The sequence below is a fragment of the Parahaliea maris genome (assembly GCF_008064665.1).
Lineage (GTDB): Bacteria > Pseudomonadota > Gammaproteobacteria > Pseudomonadales > Halieaceae > Parahaliea > Parahaliea maris.
The window spans coordinates 56,016-75,817 of record NZ_VRZA01000009.1; the positions used below are offsets into that span (position 1 = coordinate 56,016).

A 19,802-nucleotide genomic window follows, 5' to 3' on the forward strand; every position below is an offset into this window, starting at 1 on the left:
TCTACGCGACGGTGCACAGTCAACTGTGAAAGGAGATCAGCATGCCAGCACATCACGGAATGAACGAACTACCCGGTATGGCCCGCTACTGCCACCCCGGCCACCAACAACAAAGGGAAGAGCGCTTTGGCCGCATGCTTCCACACCTACCACCCAACTACGTCGCCGCCGACCTGTTACGGGCTATTGGCAGCGCGGGAGGTCCGATGGATGGCGGCAGCGGCAGTAGCAGTACTCGCACCCAGACCGTGCCGGTGGGGCAGGTTATTTTCGGGCAGTTTATCGACCATGACATTACCCTCGATGTCACCTCTAGCCTGGTGAGCAACCAGGTAGCCGACGACATTCCCAATGCCCGCACGCCGCGCCTCGACCTGGACTGCATCTACGGCGCCGGTCCGGAAGCCCAGCCATACCTGTATGCCGGCGACGGCGCGCGCATGTTGACCGGCGCCGACGTCAGCGGCGCCACGCCGGAGGTCGCCAACGACCTGCTGCGCTCCGCCAACAACCGCGCCATGATCGGCGACCCCCGCAATGATGAAAACCGCATCGTCAGCCAGCTGCAGCTCGCCATGATCAAGTTCCACAACGCCGTATGCGACGACATGCAGGCGGCAGACCCCACGCTTACCGGTGCCCACCTGTTCGAGGAAGCAAGGCGCTACGTCACTTGGCACTACCAGTGGTGTGTGGTGTTCGACTTCCTCGTCGCCATGTGCGGCCGCCCGGTGGTGGACAGCATCCTCTGCCACGGCCGCGAGCTGTACTGCCATGTCGAGCAACCCTATATTCCGGTGGAATTTGCCGTCGCCGCCTACCGTTTCGGCCACTCCATGGTGCCGATGAAGCTGCAGGTGCAGCAGGGCGGCAGCAGCTACGAGTTTTTCGGCGCCACCCTCGGCCTGGGGTTCACCCCCGTGGGCAGCCTCCAGGCCCTGGTGGACTGGCACGAACTGTTCGACACCCCCGAGGGCAGGGTGGTGCAGCGGGCGGAGAAACTCGACACCAAAATGGCGTCAGACCTCCTCAATCTGCCCTTCGTCACCAGTGGTGAAGCCTCACTGGCCAGTCGCAACCTGCTGCGCGGCAATGTCTTTCTGCTGCCTGCGGGCGAAGCGGTAGCCAGTGTCTGCGATCGGCCGGAAAGCGAAATCGAGCTGGTGCTGGACAAAGTCGAGGACCTCTCCGCCGCGGCCATCAGCCACGCCGGACTGAACTATCCCCCATTACACAGCGGCGCCCCCCTATGGCTCTATGTGCTGGCGGAGGCGGAGGTCATCGGCCGTGAAACCAGTGCCGGAACCTTCGACAAGGGAGAGGGTCTTGGCCCGACTGGCGCACGCATCGTGGCCGAAGTACTGATCGGTTTACTGGAGTTGGACGAACACAGCTTCCTGGGAAGCAATCGCAACTGGGTTCCTGACCCCGCCTACGACAGCATCGGCAAGCTATTGGCAAGCACAAACTCCAGCGCGCTCCCCTGACAATAAAAGAAATTTCAGGTGCGCGAGCCGTGGTGAGAGTGGCGCTCACCACGGACCTTTACCCTGCGGTCAGGACGCCCGGGCGTGTGCCTGCTCCGGGAGCTCTGCCGCCGCCATTTCAATCAACTCTGCCCGGTCGGGGTGTCGCACCGCATTCGCAGACATCGCCTGCAAAAGCGAGTGCCGCCACACGGCCTCACCGTGCTCCGCTGGAAGCGCCTGCAACAACTCGTAGTGCAACAGCCACTCGTCCGGACAGTCCAAACAGTCTGTGGCCAGAGCCCGCCAGTCAATGCCCCCCCCACAGGCTGCGTCCTCGACCCGCTTGTACAGTGCCATTACAGCCTCATCCTGTACAACAACCGGCGGAGCGCTACTGGCAGGAGCATCGTACAAACGGTAGCAATCGCGATCTGCTGTGCCACCAAATACTGAGTCAACCCGCGCCCCCACCGCCATGTCGTAACGACCCCAGGCGGGATCAAACAGCACCCTGCCGCGCAGGTCCGTGACCCGGCAATCCTCGAAGCTCAGGATCAGGTTGCGGTGCTCCTGGCGGACGATGTTTCGGAGTTCCCCGACCACGATCACCCCCGAAAGGAACTCCAGGGTTACCCGCTCTCCGATCCGGATATCGTGGGCCTTCAGCTCGTCTACTGTGTAATCCGACAGACAGCGGCTGAAGTCCTTCAACAGCCCGACCGGGGAGCCGAAGCCTTCCGGGTGGGCTTCGATACCCTGGCCATAGATTTCGCGGTCTCGCCATGCCAGCTGGGTTGGACCTTCGGTACGCAGGTAGACCGGGTTGCCCACCGCGTCACACATGACCTCGACCATGCGCCCGCTCACCTGCATGCCGGAATCAAACTGGGCGGTGCACACCGTCCCGGCCTCGATGGCCTTGCGCAGGGAATCAGCGCCACCGCGGCGGAAGCACATGCCCGCAGCGAATTCCTCCAGCACCTGGCTCAGGTGGCGACAACTCTTGGTGACGAACAGCTGCGGCTGTTCCGAAGTGATGTCATAGGGAAATTCAACCGCGTTCACAGTCAGCGGTAGTTTCGCCACCCGCTGGTCGTCCAGGCAGTGCTGGCTCTCCCCCAGGGAGGACAACAGCCCGGCGCCAAAAATGCGGTAATCGTCCACTTCGCCCACCAGGCCGTACTCGACGGTCCACCAGTGCAGGCGGGTCAGCAGGGCCGCCTCCGAAGGTGATTCCTCCCGTGCCAGCACCGCCTCCAGGTGCTCCTGGCTGCGCTGGATATCGGCCTCGGTACTCGCCGGGCACTCCTTGACGATGGACAGCTCGCGCACGGCCTCATAGACCTCGAAGTCGTAGGCGGTGGAGATAGCCTTCATGCCCACCTCGCCGAAGCGCTGTAGGAATTCGGCGTAGTCCACGTCGACGATAAAGGGGGCATGACCCGCAGACTCGTGGACGATATCCGGCGCGGGAGTGTAGAAGATGTGATCCACGCTGCGCATATCCAGGGCAATCACCAGAATCTTCAGGGCCTGGAATTCCATGAAAATGGCGGGGGGAATGAAGCCGTTGACCACCACCGCGCTCCAGCCGAGGGCGGCCAGGGCCTCGTTCATTTCATCGATAGAGGGAATGTGATCGAGGGCAATGCCGGTTCGCGCCAGCCCCTCCCTGTAAACCGGGTGGGCACTGTCCTGCAGCTGGCGGGTGAGCTGGCGCATGATGAAGCGCCACACAGCCTGGTCGCGCGGTGTGTAGTGGCCGTAATCCTGGATCTGTACAAAGGGGCGCAGGTGAGCAGGCAGGCTCGCCACGATTGACTCTTGCTTCATTCCGATAACTCCGCAGGGGCCCGCAGGCCCTGTGCTCAATCGGACGACAGCTCCGCCAGCCTGGTATCCAGCTTGTCCAGCAGACCAAACAGCGTGGCCTGCTCCTGCTCCGACAGGGGTGCCAGCAGGCGCTCCTCCCAGTCCAGGGCTTCGGGCACAATGCGGCGGTACAGTTCCAGGCCTGCCTCGGTCAGGGTGAGGAAGGCCGCGCGGCTGTCCCGGTCACAGGGGCGACGGTTCAGCAGCCCCTTCTCCGTCATGATGGCCACGGCGCGGGACACCCGCACCTTGTCCATGCTGGTGTGTGCCGCTATCTGCTTGGACTGCAGTTCACCGTATTCTGCCAGCGCCACCAGTGCCCGCCACTCAGGAACCGTAATCCCGAATTGCCGCACGTAGATGCGCGACAGGGACACACTGATCCGCTGGGCCAGGCTGTTGCACCGGTAGGGCAGAAACTGCTGCAGACTGAGCTTGTCATCCATTGTCTTCAACCATCCCCGGAGTATAGCCAGCGGCGTCACTAGTTACAATTGAAACCATGTCCTTACCCCACCCCGCCCCAGGCGCGGGGCATCTGCATATTGAGACGCTCAAGGCCACCGTTCACTCCCAGCACATCGCCGGTGACATACGCCGCGGCCGGCGAGCACAGATAAAGGGCACCCACGGCGACGTCCTCCACCTCTCCCAGGCGGGCCATGGGTGTGAGTTCGACCATCGTGCGCTCCACTTCATCGGTGAGCACCAGATTCAACGCGTCCGTTTTGGTCGAGCCCACGGCAATGGCATTGACCCGGACCTTCGGCGCGTACTCCTGCGCCAGTTCCCGGGTGAGAAATGACATGGCCGCCTTGGCCGTGCCGTAGGCGCTGAAACAGGGCGTGGGATATCGCCCGGCAACCGAGGAGATATTCAGGATGCAACCGCTTCCAACAGACTCCACCATCAGCGGCGCACAGACACGGCTGAGCTCGTAAGCCGTACTCACGTTGAAACGGAAAGTCTGCTCAAACTCTTCGGCGCTGATCTGCGCCGCAGGTTTCGGAGGGAAGCCTCCGGCATTGTTGACGAGGATATCGAGGCGCCCGAAATGTTCCATGGCCTTCGGCCCCAGCGCACGCAGCTGGTCGAACTGCATCACATCCGCCTCGACCACCAGCGCCTCGCTGCCGAGTTCTGCCACTTCCGCGGCGACCCGGTCGAGATCGCTGCGGGTACGGGCGGCGATGACCACCCGGGCCCCCACTTCAGCAAAGGCCCGGGCACAACCTGCGCCGATACCCTTGCCGCCACCGGTGATCAGTGCCACCTTGCCATCCAGGCGGAATTTATCCAGCAGAGCCATCGTCACCTCCCCTCGGGGTCAGACAGGAATGTTCCCGTTGTGCGTTACTTGCGGTAATCCAGCGGCGGCGCCCGGTCACCCAGCAGGGCCTCGTAGTGGAAATCCTTGCCCCGGCGCTGCTCGAATTCTTCCTGTGCCGCTTTCAGCAGTTGCGGATTCTGGTACAGGTCCGCCGCGGTGAGCGCCATGGTCTTGGCCGCTACCATCATCCCCTTGTGGCCAATCGACATGCCGCCGGCGGCAATAGCCTGCCAGCTATGGGGAGCCGTTCCGGGAACCCAGGTGGCCGCACCCATCTCCACCGTGGGCACCTGCCAGCTGACATCGCCGACGTCGGTGGAGCCCATGCCCTGGATGAACTCCATCGGTTCCACCCGGGCCTCCATACCGGTGAGGTCTTCACTCAGGTTGAGTGTTTTGCTGATCTTGTCGGCGTAGGCCCGCTCGGCGGCGTCGTACTGCACACCGCCCACTTCCTCCAGGCGCTTGTGCATGGCCGTCGCCAGCGTCTCGTTGGGCAGCATGCTGTGATTACCGTGGATGACCTCGGCCTCCAGCCGGGTGCCGGTGCCCTGGGCCGCGCCTTCGGCCGCGGCCATGACCCGGGTCCAGATTTTTTGCAGCTCAGCTGCCTTGGGGTGCCGCACGTAATAAAACACCTCGGCGAAATCCGGCACCACGTTGGGTGCCGAGCCGCCACTGGTAATCACGTAATGTATGCGCGACTCCTGGGGCACGTGCTCACGCATCATGTTCACCATGAAATTCATGGCCTCCACACCATCCAGCGCCGACCGCCCGCGCTCGGGGGCGACCGCAGCGTGGGAGGACTGGCCATAGAAGCGGAACTTGGCCGACTTGTTGGCCAGGCTGGTCGCCGGGTCCGAGGTATTGCGATCACCCGGGTGCCAGACCAGCACCGCATCGACATCGTCAAACAGGCCGGCTCGCACCATGTAGACCTTGCCACTACCACCCTCCTCGGCCGGGGTGCCGTACAGGCGGACGGTACCGGGAATGTCGTTCTGCTCCAGCCAGCGCTTTACCGCGGTGGCGGCGGCAACCGAGCCAGCGCCAAACAGGTGATGGCCACAGGCGTGGCCGGCGTTTTTACCCTCGACTTCCTCGCGCACCGGGTTGGCGGATTGGGAGATTCCCGGCAGGGCATCAAACTCTGCCAGCAGAGCGATGACTGGCCCGCCTTTACCGTAACTGGCCACGAAGGCAGTGGGGATTCCGGCGACACCCGTTTCGATCGCAAACCCCTCTCCCGCCAGGGTCTCGCGCAGCAGGGTGGAGCTTTTGGTTTCCTGGTAGCCGAGCTCGGCGTTGTCCCAGATAGCATCGGCGATATCGGCGTAATCCCCGGCGTGCCGGTTCAGGTATTCCAGCATGCTGTCGCCGGAGGCGGCTGCGCTGGTCAGGGATGCGGCTGACAGCAGCAGCCCCGCGGCGAGAGATGTAAAACGTGGCATGGGCGTCCTCAATGTGCATTTCAGGGGCACACCTTACCACTGCGGGGGCAGTCCAGCACAGACGGTGAGTGGAGGACAGTGAGTGAGGGCATTTACCGGTGAGCGGGAGCTGTCAGGCGCGACGAGCGCCGGGCCGGTGGCGCATGCAAAGCCACCGGCCCGAACGGGAGAGCCGGGATGGGGCGCCCGGCGCATGACGAGGCGAACCTCGTCGACATCGTCCTGCCAGGGGTTGCGGGACGAATTCGGTGCCGGGCGATCAGTCGGTGCTGGCCACCCTGCCGGCGTTGATCTGGCTCAGGGCATCATTCACCGCCCGCTCGTAACAGGCCTCATTGTCGGCGGCAGTCCCGAGGTCGCCGGTGATGCGGTAGTCGCTGGAGCCGCAAACATCACGCGCCGCTGCACTGATGCGGTAGTAGAGGCTCTCCTGACCCTTGCTGGAAGTCAGGTCGAGATCATCGTAGTTGACCGTCGCGGTGCGAACCGCCTCGGACTTCACCAGCGTTTCGCTGTAGGTGTCGGCCTGGGCCTGGAAAGTCAGCAGGGCCAGTGCCGCTGCGCTGCCTGCCAGAAACTGTTTGCTGATACGCGCCATGTTCATTGCTGTTCTCCCTACCTTGTCAGGTTGTATACGGCGTCTTGCCGCGAGGGGCGCGCTGTCTGTGTGCCGCCCTTGGTGATCACATTAGGAGAAGCCGCCTCGCGCCGAAACAGCACTTCGGTGAAGCGATGGTGGCGAGCGATGAACTGAGACAATGCGACGACAAGCTGCCACGGGCAGTGCCCGATTTGGCTTGTGTTCCACGGCACCGTATATTGACACCCACTCTCCAGCCAGCGGCACAGTATGAGTTCAACAATTTCGGCAAGCAGTTCGAATCGCGGCCCCGTGGGCGTGCTGATCACCAACCTGGGCACGCCCGATGCCCCCACTACAGGCGCTTTGCGACGCTACCTGAAACAGTTCCTGTCCGACCCGAGGGTGGTGGAGGTACCGCGCCTGCTGTGGTGGTTCATTCTCAACGGCATCATCCTCAATGTGCGCCCCTCCCGTTCCGCCGCCGCCTACCGCGAGGTGTGGACCGACGAGGGTTCGCCACTGCTGCTGAATACCCGCGACCAGGCCGGGGGCCTGCAGGCAGCGCTGGCAAAAACATACGGCGACGACGTGGTGGTGGAGTTCGCCATGCGCTACGGCTCGCCGGCGATCGGCGAAGGCATCGAAGCCCTGTGGCAACGGGGCGCCCGTCGGCTGGTGGTGCTGCCGCTCTACCCCCAGTACAGCGGCCCCACCACCGCCTCCACCTTCGATGCGCTGGCCGCGGACTTCCAGGCCCGCCGCTGGTTACCGGAAACGCGGTTCATCAGCGACTACCATGACCATCCCGCCTATATCGAGGCGCTGGCCGACAGCGTGCGCCAGCACTGGGAACAGCACGAACGGGCCCAGCGCCTGCAGTTTTCCTACCACGGTGAGCCACAGAGCTACGTGGACAAGGGGGACCCCTACTACGACCAGTGCCTGGCCACCTCCCGTCTGGTAGCGCAGGCCCTGGGCCTGGCAGACAGTGACTGGGACGTCAGCTTCCAGTCACGCTTCGGGCGCGACCCGTGGCTACAGCCCTATACCGACGAGACCCTGAAAAGCCTGCCGGGCCAGGGAATCCGCTCCCTGCAGATTCTCTGCCCGGGCTTTTCCTCGGACTGCCTGGAAACCGTGGAGGAAATCGGCATTGAAAACCGGGACTACTTCCTGGAGGCGGGCGGTGAGCGCTACGAGTACATTCCCTGCCTTAATGCCGGGCCCGCACATATCGAGGCGCTGCGCCAAATCGTAGCGGGCAACCTGGGGGGCTGGCTGCCCTGAATCAGAACCGGGTCGAAGCGACAGCCACTCCCGGCACGGCCGCTGCGACTACAACCAGCGCCGGACCCTGGCACAGTACGCGGGATACTCCTGCGGAAAAAGCTCCCTGAGCAGGACCTCTTCCGGGCGAATGTAACGCCACTCGATGATGACCATGAACAGTGGGGGTATCACCAGCGCGGTGCTGGCCCCCACGGTGACTGCAGTACCCAGCAGCACCAGGGCCATGCCCAGGTACATGGGGTTGCGCGTGAAGGCGTAAACCCCGCCGGTGACCAGGGCGCTGACCTCGCGAAAGGGAATCATGTCGGTCCCCGCGCGCTGGAACAGGCCGCCGGCAATCACCAGGATGGCCAATCCCGCCACCAGCAGGGCACCGCCAGCCAGCTGGCTGGCGAGGCCGGTAAAGCGGGGGCCCGGCAGGTATTCGTTCAGGGTAAAGATCAGGACCACCCCGATCACAAGCCACATGGGCGGATAGATAATGCGCTTGTGGGCCATGCCGTCGCTCCTCAGTGTCCGAGATGGGCCGAGACAGGTTCCAGGCTGCCGATGCCATAGGCCAGGACGATGCCGGCGATAAACGCCAGGGTGAGTTTGCCCCGGTCGTGACTGTGGAAGTGGACCTCGGGCAACAGGTCACTGAGGGCGATACAGATGAAGGCCCCGGCGGAAAAAGCCAGCGCCACCGCGACCCCGTAGTCGCGGGCTTCACCCAGCAGATCGACGCCGAAAAAGAACAGCAGAGCGCCCAGCGGGCACATCAGGGCGAACAACAGATTCGCCCACTTGCGGGCCGCGGCGCTCCAGCCACCCGCCTCCATCACGGTGATGATGGACATGGCATCCAGCGGCTTGTGCAGCAGAATGGCGAGAAACACCCCCACTCCCAACAGCCCCGCCAGCCCGTGTCCGGATACCTCGCCCTGCAGCACGGCACCCAGCGCCACCCCGTCGATCAGCGTATGCAGGCCCAGGCCGAGGGCAATGCCCACCCAGCTCAGGCTGTGAACCGAAGCGGATTCGTGGTGGTGATGATCGTCTTCTTCGTGGCTGAAGTCGTGCTGGTGGAAATGGAACATCCGCAACAGCAGCAGCATGGTGACCAGGCCGATCATCAGCCACCACACCGAAACATCGGCGGCGTGGCTGCCGCCCTGCAGTGCCATGCTGTGGGGCAACAGATGATAGAAGGCGACACCCAGCATCAGGCCCGACACAAAGCTCATGATGAGCTGGGTACGGGTATGGGTCATCTGCACCCAGTTGGGCAGCAACCCACCCAGCAGCGAGAAGGCGGCAATGGCGAGGCAGTACAGACTGAGCAGGAGGGTGGGCGACACCGACATCGAGTATCCGGGGCTGTTGGGGCAAGCGCGCGATTATTCCATATTTACCGGTCGGCTGTAATGTGAAGCATGACCAGTCCGGCCAATCCCCTGATCCGGGATGACATTGACAGCCAGACTAATGGTTATTAGTTTGGCCGCATAACAGACCATCCGGAGCCCTACCATGGCCATTTACGAGCCCATCGAATCCAGCGATTCCCGCCGCCACCTGCAGTTGCGCAGCCCGGTCACGCTCGAGCCCACGGGAGAATTGATCTGTGCCAACGCCGAGGATGTGGCTGACGCCATCGCCCTGGCCCGGCGAGCACAGCCGGCCTGGGCCGCCACCCCGATTCGCGAACGGGCGAAGGTTGCCGAGCGCGCCCTGCAACTGGTGCTGGAGCGCCAGGACGAAATCATCGACACCGTGGTGGCCGAGACCGGCAAGGCCCGGGCCGACGCCATGAGCATGGAAATCTACTCGGTGGCCGACTCGCTGTGCTACTACGCCAAGCACGCGGAGGAATTCCTGAAGCCGCGCAAGCGGCGGGTGCCCGGTATCATGGGTATCGCCAAGCAACTGCATATCCGCTACAAGCCACTGGGCGTGGTGGGGCTGATCACCCCCTGGAATGGTCCCTTCGTGCTGGTCATGAACCAGGCCGTACAGGCCCTGCTGGCCGGCAACGCGGTGGTAGCCAAGGGTTCCGAGGTCACCCCCTACTCCGCCAAACTGGCCGAGACCATCCTGCGCGACGCAGGCCTGCCCGAAGGGGTCTTGCAGGTACTGCTGGGAGATGGCGAAACCGGCGCCGCCATCGTGCGCGGCGGTGTCGACAAGGTGTCCTTCACCGGCAGTGTCGCCACCGGCCGCAAGGTGGCCGAAGCCTGCGCCAGCCAACTCATTCCCTGCACCCTGGAACTCGGCGGCAACGACGCCATGATCGTCTGCGCTGACGCCGACCTGGACCGCGCGGCGGACGGCGCCTGGCTGGGCTCCTGTATGAACACCGGTCACTACTGCTGCGGCACCGAGCGCATCTACGTGGTGGCATCGGTGTACGACGAATTTCTGCGCCTCGTGCTGGAAAAAGGCAGGCAGGTGCGCCAGGGCAACCAGCACGGCTGGGCGGAGGACGTCGGCGCGGTATTCTGGGACCGGCAACTGGCGATCATCGAAGCCCACGTGGAGGACGCCCGCGCCAGGGGCGCCACCATCCACCAGGGCGGGCGTCGCAACCCGGACCTGCACGGCCTCTACTACGAGCCCACCGTGATGACCGATGTCGATAACACCATGGACATCATGAACCATGAGACTTTTGGCCCCATTCTGTGCATCCAGAAAGTCGCCGACGAAGAAGAAGCCCTGCGCCTGGCCAACGACTCCGAGTTCGGGCTCAACGGCAATGTATGGACCAGGGACAAGGACAAGGGCCTCAGGCTGGCCGCCGCCATCGACACCGGCTCCTGCAGCATCAATGATATGGCCCTGAGCTACGGGATTCCCACGGCCCCCTTCGGGGGGCGCAAGCAATCCGGCGTTGGCCAGGTGAACGGCAAGAAGGGGATGCGCGGCTACTGCCACGAAATGCCGATTGTGGTGGACCGCTTCGGCGGCAAAATGCCCAACGCCTACCCCAACAGCGCCGAGAGCGCCGAGGGCATGCGCAAGTTGATGGACTTCCTGTGGCGCAAGACGCCGCTGGGGAAATGGCTCGCGTAAATTTGCAGCCGGGGGCCGCTTACAGGACCACCAGGTTGTCGCGGTGAATCAGCTCGTCGTCGCCCTGGTAACCGAGGATTCCCTCGATGGCCGACGAGGGCTGGCGCAGCAGGCGCCGGGCCTCCTCCGCGCTGTAGTTGACCAGGCCCCGGGCGACTTCCCGGCCCTGGCCGTCGCGGCAGGCCACCATGTCGCCGCGCTGGAAATTGCCCTGCACCGCCACCACCCCTACCGGCAGCAGGCTGCGCCCGGACTCCCGTAGCACCCGTACCGCACCGTCATCCAGTTCCACACTGCCCGGCACCCGCACCATGCCCGCCAGCCACTGCTTGCGGGCATTCTGCGGCTGCTTGCCGGTTCGCAGCCAGGTGCCGACATTCTCGCCAGCTGTGACCCGCGCCACGATTTCCGGCTCACGGCCCGAGGCGATAATCGTCTCGCTGCCGGAACGGGCCGCCAGCCGCGCCGCGCGCAGCTTGGTCACCATGCCACCGCGACCGAGGGCGCCGCCCTCCCCCGCCATGTCGTCGAGCTCGGGGGCGTGCACATCACACTGGCGGACCAGTTCGGCGTGGGGGTCGTGACGGGGGTCGGCGTTGAACAGGCCCTGCTGGTCAGTGAGCAGCAACAGGGCATCGGCATCGATGAGGTTGGCCACCAGGGCCGCGAGGGTATCGTTGTCGCCAAAGCGGATTTCGTCGGTAACCACCGTATCGTTCTCGTTGACGATGGGCATGACCCCAAGGTCGAGAAGCGTGGTCAGCGTACCGCGGGCATTGAGGTAGCGGTCACGGGCAATGACGTCGTCGTGACCGAGCAGGACCTGGGCGGTGGCAATATCGTAGGCGTTGAAGGCGTTTTCATAGCTTTGCACCAGCACCGACTGGCCCACGGCAGCGGCCGCCTGCAGGTCGTGCAGGGCCGACGGCCGGGCCGACCAGCCCAGGCGCACAATGCCAGCGGCGACGGCGCCACTGGACACCAGCACCACTTCACAACCCCGCTCCCGCAGGGCCGCCAGTTGCGCCACAAGAGCGCCAATCACGGCCTGGTCCAGGCCGCGCCCGTCATTGGTCAGCAAGGCACTGCCGACCTTCACCACCCAGCGCCGCGCGCTGGCTACCTCACTGCGCTCGCTCACGCCTTATCCTTATCGCTGCCCCGTTCCCCGTTACTGGACGTATTCTACGTCCACGTCGTAATCGTCATCATCCTCGTCGTCATCTTCGTCATGACGCGCCTGCCGGCGTGCAGCGCGGAGCTCAGCGATACGCTCGCGGGCCTCCTCCTGCATCCGGGACTGGATTTCCTGCTCCTCGACAGCCACCTCGGGGTCCGCCGCCTCACGCTCGCGCTGCTCTTCCAGGTGCACCATGAGATCCTGACAGATGCGCTCGGTGCCGGTGGCGCTGATGGCCGCCACTTCATACACCGGCCCTTCCCAGCCCAGCGCGTCCAGCAGTTCCTGGCGCCGTTCGGCCAGGGTTTCTTCGTCGAGCAGGTCGGTCTTGTTCAGGACCAGCCAGCGGGGCCGATCAGCCAGGGTCGGGCTGAACAGCTCCAGTTCCCGCACGATGGCCAACGCCGATTCGGCGGGCGTCACGTCGTCCCAGGGCGCCATGTCCACGATATGCAGCAGAATCCGGTTACGGGTCAGGTGCTTGAGGAAGCGAATCCCCAGCCCGGCGCCTTCAGACGCCCCCTCGATCAGCCCCGGGATATCGGCCACCACGAAGGAGCGGTGGGAATCCACTTTCACCACGCCGAGGTTGGGCACCAGGGTGGTGAAGGGGTAGTTCGCCACTTTCGGTGTCGCGGCGGACACGGCGCGGATAAAGGTACTCTTGCCGGCATTGGGCAGCCCCAGCAGGCCGACATCGGCCAATACTTTGAGCTCCAGCTTGAGGTTACGCATCTCACCCTCGGAGCCCGGTGTGGTCTGGCGCGGGGCGCGGTTGGTAGACGATTTGAAGCGGGTGTTGCCCAAACCGTGGAAGCCGCCCTGGGCCACTTTGAGCTGTTCGCCGCTGGCGGACAGGTCACCGAGGATTTCGCCGCTGTCTTCGTCAATGATGGTGGTGCCCACGGGCACTTTCAGCACGAGGTCCTCGCCACTTTTGCCGGTGCAGTTGCGGCCCCGGCCGGGCTCGCCATTCTCGGCCCGGTAGGCGCGCTGGAAGCGGTAGTCGATCATGGTATTGAGGTTGTCGTCGGCTTCCATGAACACGCTGCCGCCGTCGCCCCCGTCACCACCGTCGGGGCCACCTTTCTCGATGTATTTTTCCCGCCGGAAACTCAGGCAGCCGTTGCCACCTTTTCCGGCGAAGACCTTGATGGTCGCTTCATCTACAAATTTCATGATCTTTGGTCTCTTGGGACCCGCTCTTGTAGTGCACTGTATACCACTTGAGCACGCTGTGTGTTTAGTCAGTGTCGCTTCTGGTTCTTCGAATCCGCGCACGCTGCACCGGAAGGCTTTCCGGGACTCGCCGTGAACCCGTCCATGGGGGCTCGAGTGCGACATCCATGTCGCACACGGTCCCGGAAAGCCTTCCGGCTCATCGTACGCTCCCTATGCGGGAGCTCGAACTCCGGAACTTCGAATCGCGATACTAGCGCTCCAAATTCTGCCGCCCGCACCACAGCAGGGAGTGGTTCGGGGGTGTGCCTGTACGGACCGTCAGCGGCCATGGATGGCCGCTGCCGAGCGCACATGGACGTGCTTGTAGCGTGTCCGGGAAGGCACACCGCCGAACCGCGACCGTCCTACGAAGCTCCGCCCATCCAGAGGCTTGCGCGACAAAAACGTCCGATGTCGCTACAGAGAGCCCTGAAACAAGACAAAAAAAAGCCCCGTCATCTGACGAGGCTTTCGTTCAGTTCGTGCGAACCGTCGCTCAGGCGCTCACCACCTGGACGAACTTGCGGTTTTTCGGGCCCTTGACCACGAACTCGACCTTGCCTTCAGCGGTCGCGAACAGCGTGTGGTCCTTGCCGATGCGAACATTGTCGCCAGCGTGGAAACGGGTGCCGCGCTGACGCACGATGATGTTGCCCGCTTGAACCACTTCACCGCCGAAACGCTTCACGCCAAGGCGTTTACTTTCCGAATCGCGGCCGTTACGAGTACTACCGCCAGCTTTCTTGTGTGCCATAGTCGCTAAGCTCCTTTATGCCGTAATGCCGGTGATCTTCACTTCGGTGTACCACTGGCGATGGCCAGTTTCACGCCGATAGTGCTTACGACGGTTGAATTTGACGATCTTCACTTTGTCGTGACGACCATGGCTAACCACCTCGGCAGTTACCTTGCCGCCTGCTACAACCGGGGTGCCGATTTTGACATCTTCACCGCCGATCATCAGAACCCGGTCGAATTCCACTGATTCACCAGTGGCCACTTCCAGTTTCTCCAGCTTGAGGGTTTCGCCCTCAACCACGCGGTGCTGCTTACCACCGCTCTCAATGACTGCGTACATTGCTTGCTCCGTTCAATTAGCCTGCTCGCGGTGTAAAAAACCCTTGTAAATCAAGGGGGCAGAGTCAGGCACAAACAGTTGAAATAGACACCTGAGCAGACCCAAACGGCCGGGGACAGGTGCAGAGGGCGGCGATTCTACTCAAAACAGCCCCCGGGAGCAAGCCCTGTTTCGGCCCCGGTTCGGGACCCCGGATACGGGCCGGAGCCGGGGCAGACCCGATCGGGTCCCGTCTTGACACCCCCCGGGGTGCACCCTAGCATGCCGCTTTTTCCGGGGTACTGTGTTTGGGTACTCTGATTGGGGACTTTTTTCCGGGACACTCTCTTCCTATGCAGCAGATTCGCGCCAGCGTCGCCGGGGAATTCGAGGCGGTCAACCGCCTGATCGTCGAGCAGCTCCACTCCGATGTCGATATGGTGGAAAACATCGGCCACTATATTGTCGACGCGGGCGGCAAGCGCCTGCGCCCCCTGCTGGCGCTGTTGACGGGCGCCGCCCTGGGCGGTTGTAGCGACCGGCACATTACCTTCGCGGCGGTCATCGAGTTCATTCACACGGCCACCCTGCTGCACGACGACGTGGTGGACATCTCCAGCCTGCGTCGCGGCCGCCCCACCGCCAATGCCGAGTTCGGCAATGCCTCCAGCGTACTGGTGGGCGACTTCCTTTATACCCGCGCCTTCCAGTTGATGGTGCAGCTGGACGACATGACGGTCCTGCGTCACATGGCCGACACCACCAACACCATCGCCGAGGGAGAGGTGCTACAGCTGGTGCGGGCGGGCAACCCCGATACCTCCGAGGCTGATTACCTGGAAGTCATCACCCGCAAGACAGCGGTACTGTTTGCCGCCGCCTGCTATGGCGCCGCCACACTGAGCGGGCGTAAAGAAGCCGACTGCCAACAGCTGGCGGACTTCGGACTCAACCTGGGCATTGCCTTCCAGATGATCGACGATGTACTGGACTACGAAGGCGACCCTGAGACCATGGGCAAGAACGTGGGCGATGATCTCACCGAAGGCAAGGTCACCCTGCCATTGATCCATGTGATGCAGAACGGCACGGATGCCGAGCGCGAACTGGTGCGCGAAGCGGTTGCGGCCAAGTCTGCCGCGCGGCTCGACGACATTGTGCGCGCCGTTCAGCGCTGTGGCAGCTGCGACTTCACCCGCGAACGCGCGCGTCACTATCACGACCTGGCCACCGCCTGCCTGGAAAGTTTGACGGACGGCGCTGCCCGGGACGCCCTGCAGGCCATCACCGGCCTGTCGATCAACCGGGACCACTAGGCCCACTCGGGCCAGCACACCGAAACAGGTCAGTCAGTGCCGGGCGGCGCTTTACAGTGCCGGCCCCCGCTTCCTATACTTTTGCGCTCGCTCCACATTTTCACGATCCTGAAGTTTACGATCGCTTTACGATCGGTTGGGATCGCGCAGTTCCTCCAGAACGGGAAAGCCCATGACACCCTGCACCCAATTGAAAGACTTGCCCGCCTTCGGCGAGCTGCAAGCGCTCGCGCTCGCCCTGAAATCCGCTGACATCGAGGGGCTCTTCGCAGGGGCCCCCGATCGTACCGACACTTACCGTGCCGACGCTGCCGGCCTGTGCCTGGACTACTCCAAGCATCTGCTGGACGACGCGGCACGCGCCAAGCTGGTCGAACTGGGCGAACAGGCGCAGCTGCCCCAGCGCGCACACGCCTTGCTGAGCGGCGCAGAGATCAACAACACCGAGCACCGCCCCGCCCTGCACAGCCTGCTGCGCGCCGCCAGCGCCCCGGGCCTCGAAGACAAGTTCGCCGAAGTGGTGGCCACCCGCGGTCGCATGCGCCACTGGGCCGAGCGCATCAACCGGGGGCAGCAAACCGGCTTCTCCGGGCAGACCATTACCGACGTGGTCAATATCGGTATCGGCGGCTCAGACCTCGGCCCGCGACTGGTCACCGAAGCACTGAAACCCTTCCAGGGCGATATCAACTGTCACTATGTGGCCAACGTGGACCCGGCAGATCTGCAGGACACCCTGCTCGACCTCGATCCGGCTTCCACCCTGTTCATTGTCTGCTCCAAGTCTTTCCGCACCGAAGAGACCCTCGCTAACAGCCTGGCCGCCCGCGAGTGGATGCTGAACGCGGGGGCTACCGAGGCCGACCTCGACAAGCACTTCCTGGCCATCACCACCAACCTGGCCGCGGCCGCAGACTTCGGTATTTCCGGTGACAACTGCCTGCCCATATGGGACTGGGTGGGCGGGCGTTACTCGGTATGGTCCGCGGTGGGGCTCAGCTGCGCGATCGCGGTGGGTTGGGACCATTTCGAACAATTCCTGGACGGCGCCGCCGCCATGGATGCCCATTTCGCCAGTGCTCCCGTCGACCAGAACCTGCCCATGCTGATGAGCCTGCTGGAAATCTGGTACTGCAACGGCTTCGCCGCCGGCAATCACGTGGTGTTGCCCTATGACCAGGGCCTGGCAAAACTGCCGGACTTCCTGCAGCAACTGACCATGGAAAGTAACGGCAAGCGGGTCAGCGCCGAAGGCGCACCGCTGAGCTATGACACCGGGCCCGTGTTATGGGGATCCGCCGGCACCATGGGCCAGCACTCCTTCCACCAGTTGCTCCACCAGGGTACGCGCCTGTGCCCGGTGGACTTTATCCTGCCCCTGACCACGCACACGGGAATGACCGGGCAGCACCGGCGCCTGGTAGCCAACTGCCTGGCCCAGAGCCGGGCCCTGCTGGTGGGCCGTTCACTGGAGGACGCCCGCGCCTCGCTGCTGGCCCGCGGCCTGAGCGACGCCGAGGCCGCACACCTGGCTCCCCACCTGGCCATGCCCGGCAACCGCCCTAACAGTGTCATCAGCTTCACCGCTGTGACCCCCCACACTCTCGGCGCATTGATCGCACTGTATGAACACCGCACTTTCTGCAGCGGCCAGCTATGGGGCATCAACCCCTTTGACCAGTGGGGCGTAGAGTTGGGCAAGGAAATCGGGACAGAAATCCTGGGCCTGATGGAGCAGGCATCGGGGAGCCCCCGAATGGACCCCGCCACCGATCAACTGATCTCAAAGTGGCGCCAGGCGAACGCTCCCGCCTGAAGCGTCCTACCGCCACACTCGCCGGGCAACGCTTCGTACCCGGAAAAGCGCTCGCGTCACCAATATGAGAGCACAACACACTTTTCGTCGCTCGCTGCTGGCGAGCGCAGTCTGTCTCGCCGGAGCGGCTGGCGCCCAGGCCCAGGAAGCGCTGGATTGTGCCGGTGGCTTCGCCCGCCAGATTGCTTTGGGGGATTGTGGGACAGCTTTGCAATCCGTGGATTCGCAGGGGATGATAACCCGCCCTCCGGCTACCTGATCAATGGCTTCAGCGGCGGCCGCGGCTTCAGTGATAACCGCGACGCATCCAACATCGATACCATCGAGATTCTCAAGGGTCCCGGCGCGGGTTACTGATGGCTTGAGGGGGTGGGGGGAAGCACCGACTCGCAATCGCGGACCGGTGCAGCGGCAGGATGCCTACGCCAGGTTCCCCTGGCAGAGATACTTGAACTGCAGGTAGTCGTCGAGGCCGTAGTGCGAGCCCTCACGACCGTAGCCCGACTCCTTGATCCCGCCGAACGGTGCCACCTCGCTGGCGAACACCCCTTCGTTGATACCGATCACGCCCGCTTCCAGCTGGCCGGACACCCGCCAGATCCGGGCCGGGTCCTGGGAGTAGAAATACGCCGCCAGGCCATAGGAGGTGTCGTTCGCCCGATTAATCACGTCGGCTTCGTCCGTGAAGCGGAACAATGGCACCAGTGGGCCAAAGGTCTCCTCGCAGTGCAGAGTCATGCTTTCCTTGGCATCGCCGAGGATGGTCGGCGCGTAATAGAAGGGACCATCGGCAATCTCATTGCGCACCGAGTGGCCGCCGGTGATCAGGGTCGCCCCCTGGTCCAGGGCGTCGCGCACATGGCGTTCAATTTTCTCGATGGCGCGGCCGTTGATCATGGGGCCGACCAGGGAGTCCTCGCGCTCGGCGGGGCCGATGGTCAGTGCCTCCACGGCGACCTTCAACTGCTCCACGAACTCGGCGTAGACGGCGTCGTGCACATACACCCGGTTGGGGCTGACACAGGTCTGGCCGCTGTTGCGGAACTTGCCGCGCATCAGGCCGTCGACCGCCGCCGGAATGTCCGCATCCTCGAACACGATAAACGGGGCATTGCCACCCAACTCCAGCGACAGGCGCTTGAGGGTATCGGAAGAGGCCCGCGCCAAGTATTTGCCGACCGGCGTGGAGCCAGTGAAGGTCAGCTTGCGTACCCGTGGATCGTTCAACCAACTGCCCACCGTATCTGGCGTACCGGGTCGGGACGCGGTGACGATGTTGATCACACCCGCCGGGAAGCCCGCCTCCTCTGCGAGGGCCACCAGCGCCAGCGCCGTCAGCGGCGTGTCTTCGGCCGGCTTGGCGACCACCGTGCAGCCCGCCGCCAGGGCCGGCGCAATCTTGCGCGCGATCATCGCCAGCGGGAAGTTCCAAGGCGTTACTGCCGCCACCACACCCACCGGCTCACGGACCACCATCTGCTGACGCCCGGGCATACCCGGCACCAGCATGTCGCCGTTACTGCGCACGGCCTGTTCCGCGAACCACTCAACATAGGCGGCGCCGAAGGTCGCCTCGCCGCGCGCCTCCGCCAGCGGCTTGCCCTGTTCACGGGACATCAGCCGCGCCAGGTCCTCGCTGTTGTCCAGAATAAGTTGGTGCCAGCGCTTCAACAGCCTGGAGCGGTCGCGGGCACTGACATTGCGCCAGCTGGTAAAGGCGCGGGCCGCGGCATTGGCGGCGGCTTTACCGTCCTCTGCCGTGCTGTCCGGCACCCGGCTGAAAACTGTGTCGGTAGCCGGATCGCTGACCTCGTGCCAGCCGCCCTTGACCGCGTCACACCATGTGCCATTGATAAAATTCTGGCCGCGCATCAGGTCCGGACGCGACAGGGCCAGCGGGGACTCGTCCCGCAGTTCGTTCATTTTTGCGCTCATATCTGCACTCATCGTTATTATTACTGACTGACCAGTGCAGCGATGGCGCTGCCCAGATCCTGTGTGCTGGCCGAACCACCGAGGTCGGGCGCATGCGGCCCGGTGACCAGCGCCTCCTCGATCGCACGGACAATGGCATCGTGGGCCTCGCGACAGGCGCCCTGCCCTGCGCCGAGGAAGTCCAGCATCATGGCGCCGGACCAGACATAGTGAATGCGTTATTTG

At 63.8% G+C, this 19,802-nt stretch carries 19 protein-coding genes; 6 read left to right on the forward strand and 13 right to left on the reverse strand.

The window, feature by feature from the left end:
* The first annotated feature begins 41 nt into the window (after positions 1-41).
* On the forward strand, positions 42-1,487 hold the full coding sequence (locus FV139_RS19115) for a peroxidase family protein (RefSeq protein ID WP_213004181.1): 1,446 nt from the start codon (positions 42-44) through the stop codon (positions 1,485-1,487).
* 69 nt (positions 1,488-1,556) lie between these two features.
* On the opposite strand, the gene FV139_RS19120 is transcribed toward FV139_RS19115, so the two are convergent.
* The 5 genes from FV139_RS19120 to FV139_RS19140 form a co-directional block, all read right to left on the reverse strand.
* Entirely contained in the window at positions 1,557-3,302 is a 1,746-nt protein-coding gene (locus FV139_RS19120) for an aromatic amino acid hydroxylase (RefSeq protein WP_148070095.1), read from the reverse strand.
* A gap of 35 nt (positions 3,303-3,337) precedes the next feature.
* Positions 3,338-3,787 (reverse strand): MarR family winged helix-turn-helix transcriptional regulator, encoded by a 450-nt coding sequence (locus tag FV139_RS19125; protein WP_148070096.1) that lies wholly within the window; start codon positions 3,785-3,787, stop codon positions 3,338-3,340.
* A gap of 62 nt (positions 3,788-3,849) precedes the next feature.
* Positions 3,850-4,650 (reverse strand): glucose 1-dehydrogenase, encoded by an 801-nt coding sequence (locus FV139_RS19130; protein WP_148070097.1) that lies wholly within the window; start codon positions 4,648-4,650, stop codon positions 3,850-3,852.
* Between the two features lie 44 nt (positions 4,651-4,694).
* Positions 4,695-6,125 (reverse strand): amidohydrolase, encoded by a 1,431-nt coding sequence (locus tag FV139_RS19135; protein ID WP_148070098.1) that lies wholly within the window; start codon positions 6,123-6,125, stop codon positions 4,695-4,697.
* Between the two features lie 259 nt (positions 6,126-6,384).
* A complete protein-coding gene (locus tag FV139_RS19140) occupies positions 6,385-6,729 on the reverse strand; it encodes a UrcA family protein (protein ID WP_148070099.1) in 345 nt (114 codons plus the stop codon).
* Between the two features lie 246 nt (positions 6,730-6,975).
* Between FV139_RS19140 and hemH the strand changes: the two genes are divergently transcribed.
* Positions 6,976-7,995: a ferrochelatase gene (hemH, locus tag FV139_RS19145; RefSeq protein WP_148070100.1), complete on the forward strand. Its 1,020-nt coding sequence runs from the start codon at positions 6,976-6,978 to the stop codon at positions 7,993-7,995.
* Positions 7,996-8,043: 48 nt separating this feature from the next.
* On the opposite strand, the gene FV139_RS19150 is transcribed toward hemH, so the two are convergent.
* Both FV139_RS19150 and FV139_RS19155 read right to left on the reverse strand, forming a co-directional pair.
* Positions 8,044-8,496, reverse strand: a complete 453-nt coding sequence (locus FV139_RS19150; RefSeq protein WP_148070101.1) for a methyltransferase family protein — start codon at positions 8,494-8,496, stop codon at positions 8,044-8,046.
* Positions 8,497-8,507: 11 nt separating this feature from the next.
* Complete coding sequence (locus FV139_RS19155; protein ID WP_148070102.1) at positions 8,508-9,344, reverse strand: ZIP family metal transporter; 837 nt, start codon at positions 9,342-9,344, stop codon at positions 8,508-8,510.
* Positions 9,345-9,510: 166 nt separating this feature from the next.
* On the opposite strand from FV139_RS19155, the gene FV139_RS19160 reads away from it, so the two are divergent.
* Positions 9,511-11,052: an aldehyde dehydrogenase family protein gene (locus tag FV139_RS19160; RefSeq protein ID WP_148070103.1), complete on the forward strand. Its 1,542-nt coding sequence runs from the start codon at positions 9,511-9,513 to the stop codon at positions 11,050-11,052.
* A gap of 19 nt (positions 11,053-11,071) precedes the next feature.
* Here FV139_RS19160 and proB read toward each other — a convergent pair whose 3' ends face one another.
* From proB to rplU, 4 genes are all read right to left on the reverse strand, one after another.
* Positions 11,072-12,193, reverse strand: coding sequence for a glutamate 5-kinase (gene proB / locus FV139_RS19165; RefSeq protein WP_148070104.1), 1,122 nt, complete (start codon positions 12,191-12,193; stop codon positions 11,072-11,074).
* Positions 12,194-12,223: 30 nt separating this feature from the next.
* On the reverse strand, positions 12,224-13,411 hold the full coding sequence (gene cgtA, locus FV139_RS19170) for an Obg family GTPase CgtA (protein ID WP_148070105.1): 1,188 nt from the start codon (positions 13,409-13,411) through the stop codon (positions 12,224-12,226).
* Positions 13,412-13,949: 538 nt separating this feature from the next.
* On the reverse strand, positions 13,950-14,207 hold the full coding sequence (rpmA, locus tag FV139_RS19175; RefSeq protein ID WP_148070106.1) for a 50S ribosomal protein L27: 258 nt from the start codon (positions 14,205-14,207) through the stop codon (positions 13,950-13,952).
* A gap of 15 nt (positions 14,208-14,222) precedes the next feature.
* Positions 14,223-14,531: a 50S ribosomal protein L21 gene (rplU, locus tag FV139_RS19180; RefSeq protein WP_148070107.1), complete on the reverse strand. Its 309-nt coding sequence runs from the start codon at positions 14,529-14,531 to the stop codon at positions 14,223-14,225.
* Positions 14,532-14,863: 332 nt separating this feature from the next.
* Between rplU and FV139_RS19185 the strand changes: the two genes are divergently transcribed.
* The 3 genes from FV139_RS19185 to FV139_RS19195 all read left to right on the forward strand — a co-directional run bounded on the left by FV139_RS19185 (position 14,864) and on the right by FV139_RS19195 (position 17,999).
* Positions 14,864-15,826, forward strand: coding sequence for a polyprenyl synthetase family protein (locus tag FV139_RS19185; RefSeq protein ID WP_148070108.1), 963 nt, complete (start codon positions 14,864-14,866; stop codon positions 15,824-15,826).
* Positions 15,827-15,998: 172 nt separating this feature from the next.
* Positions 15,999-17,642 (forward strand): glucose-6-phosphate isomerase, encoded by a 1,644-nt coding sequence (pgi, locus tag FV139_RS19190; protein WP_148070109.1) that lies wholly within the window; start codon positions 15,999-16,001, stop codon positions 17,640-17,642.
* Between the two features lie 195 nt (positions 17,643-17,837).
* Complete coding sequence (locus tag FV139_RS19195; protein ID WP_235898729.1) at positions 17,838-17,999, forward strand: TonB-dependent receptor plug domain-containing protein; 162 nt, start codon at positions 17,838-17,840, stop codon at positions 17,997-17,999.
* Between the two features lie 63 nt (positions 18,000-18,062).
* On the opposite strand, the gene FV139_RS19200 is transcribed toward FV139_RS19195, so the two are convergent.
* Together FV139_RS19200 and FV139_RS19205 are read right to left on the reverse strand one after the other, a co-directional pair.
* Positions 18,063-19,577: an NAD-dependent succinate-semialdehyde dehydrogenase gene (locus FV139_RS19200; protein ID WP_268939986.1), complete on the reverse strand. Its 1,515-nt coding sequence runs from the start codon at positions 19,575-19,577 to the stop codon at positions 18,063-18,065.
* Positions 19,578-19,597: 20 nt separating this feature from the next.
* Positions 19,598-19,768 carry a hypothetical protein gene (locus FV139_RS19205; protein WP_213004182.1) on the reverse strand — a complete coding sequence of 57 codons (171 nt, stop codon included), beginning with the start codon at positions 19,766-19,768 and terminating at the stop codon, positions 19,598-19,600.
* Positions 19,769-19,802 lie beyond the last annotated feature (34 nt).